The 2320-nt window shown below is 52.7% G+C and carries 1 protein-coding gene; it reads right to left on the reverse strand.

The annotated features are described in order from the left end of the window. Positions 1–2248, reverse strand: a 2248-nt coding sequence (locus AB4Y86_RS17045; protein WP_441403351.1) for a glycosyltransferase, incomplete at its 3' end; no start/stop codon positions are given. Between the last annotated feature and the right edge of the window lie 72 nt (positions 2249–2320).

Raw genomic sequence — 2320 nt, forward strand, 5'->3', positions numbered from 1 at the left:
AGACACGACCGCCCGCTGCAACCACATCAAATATTCGGTTAGAGATGAAACCCTGGTTGCGCATGTCGGGCCAATGATCATTCAGTGTAGTACCCGCAGATGAATAGTAGCGCCTCAGTTGGCCATTCGGAATGTACTCACCGGCAATAACTTCGTCGGGAACGAGTCCCGACCACCCTCCGCCGTAAATACGAATTGGTAGTCCTTCTCTAGCCGCGTTCCAAGGTGCAGGCCGGTAGGTCTTTCGTGAATTACCAACAAAAAGTATCCTATTGGCTTCCGCAATTTCGGGATCAAAATCAGGATAGAAAAGGTCAGAATCGGTGCATTGAAGCAGTGAACGGATGGGTCGACCCCACTGGGCTCCCTGTACCGCAGCCCAGTTCGTACTTGCAGCGTAGGCGATGTGGTATTTCGCAACCTCGGCTGCGGTGACCTCGTCCGGGTGACTTATCACCCAAAGCAGATTGAGGGTGTTAGCGGGTAGCGCAATGTCACGGAGCCCCCTTAGGTTTAGAACTATATCTTCAAGATTTGAAGTGTCCCGAGCAGAATTTTCCTGATAGTCAACAGCGACCGATTGTCCTATCTTGCGCAGAGACTTAGCCAACGAGTTGGCAAAGTGAAAGTCACCCCATAACAGGGACCTGTTGTCAGCAGGGGCCGCGGATTTTATGGCCCATCGCAAGCTTGGAACTGCTTCACTTATCTCCAGGGGACGACGCGCTAGGTTTAACATCGGCCATAGGTCTGGATTGTCAGGGTTGGATGCAGCAGAAAAGCCCACAAAACCCCCGGACTGCATACCAGTCCTGCGAATTGCTTCCTCACTGCCGCGAGGCTTGTCAGGCCACAATTCATGAAACATTCGAATGTCAGCCTGGGCTTTTGCTTGGCTAGAGAACGCTGTCGGTCTCGACTGCTCAAAGACGACGTCCGAATCTATGAACACAAGCCCGTTCCCCTTTGATGCGAGATTCTGCGAAAAGTCAATGTCGGACCAAAGGGATTTAATCTTAGTGTTAAGTCCCCTGATGCTCGTCGCTAACGACGTTCGTGACATAAGCGGAAGGGGAGCACCAGGAGTGTGAAGTGGCGTCGAAAATCCCAGAACGTCCATTGGGACATCTTTGAGTAGCGGGACTGGGTCTCCGCCGAGTTCGGAGTAAACAACGCCGGCGTTATTTATAAGGCGAGTACTTCCGAGAGTGACGGGGTGCGAGACCGCCGCACCTGACTTTTCGAAGTTGTTAACTAGTGCAGTAAGGCTGCCTTCGTATATTTTTTGGCCGGAATGCATAATGAGTACAAACTCACCCGAAGCCTGTCGAAGAGCGTCATTGATAACACGAGGGCGGATCCCTGATGGATTCTGGTAAACAAATCCCACAGGTACCGCAGACATCTTCAAAGGTGCTAGAGAACAAACGTCGGTCCAGGCATTACTCGAAAGACAAAGTAGGACTTCAACATCCTGGCCGCCTGCATGTTCGGCGATGTTGTCCAGAGCGTTCCGCGCATCTTTGTATGACGAGACCGAATCAATGATGATGGTTAACCGCTCGGAAGTGGTTGGGGAGATGGTTCCAGATTCGTAGCGGTCCCAATGGCGCCTGTCGGCAACGAAGTAGTTCCAGGCGACGGATTCTGCTTCGCTGATCCTGTTTGGGTCTGAATCATCCTCGCTATATCGAACGCCTACGAATGGTATCTGTTGGATCTTCGTCAGGTGAGAGATGGAGAGGATTAGATCGTAGTCCACGGCTCGCCGGAGTCCTTCGTCAAATCCCCCTACGCTTCGAATCATCGCTAACGAAACAACGAGTGCTGTTTGGTCAATGGAGTTCCCTATGGCCAAGGACTCGTCAGTCGATTGGACACTCCGGTAGAACGTCCGATCTCCGATCCGGACCTCGCAAGCACTCGCAGCCGCCTGCAGGCCTGCAGATTCCATCGAGGCGATCATCACCTGGAGGAAGTCCGCATCCCATTCCTTATCGGAGTCTAGAAAAGCGACGTAGCGTCCGGTTGCAACCTTGATCGCCTCGTTTCTTGCAACACTCACTCCGCGGTGAGGCAAACCGAGATAAACCAATCTTTGATCTCGGTCGGCCTCCGCTTGGACTGCTAGTCGTGTGTCGTCGACTGAGCCGTCATCGGCAATGATCAGCTCCCATTCCGTGTAAGACTGCCTCTGAACCGACTCGATCGCTGTTCGGAGCTTTGCTGCACGGTTCCAGGTTGGCATAACGATTGAGACCTTAGGCTGTGGCAGAGTTCGGTTTCCAAATATCTCCAGAGCCTCCTGCACTTCTCCACT

It is taken from the genome of Arthrobacter sp. 2YAF22_2 (genome assembly GCF_052114645.1).
GTDB lineage: Bacteria > Actinomycetota > Actinomycetes > Actinomycetales > Micrococcaceae > Arthrobacter.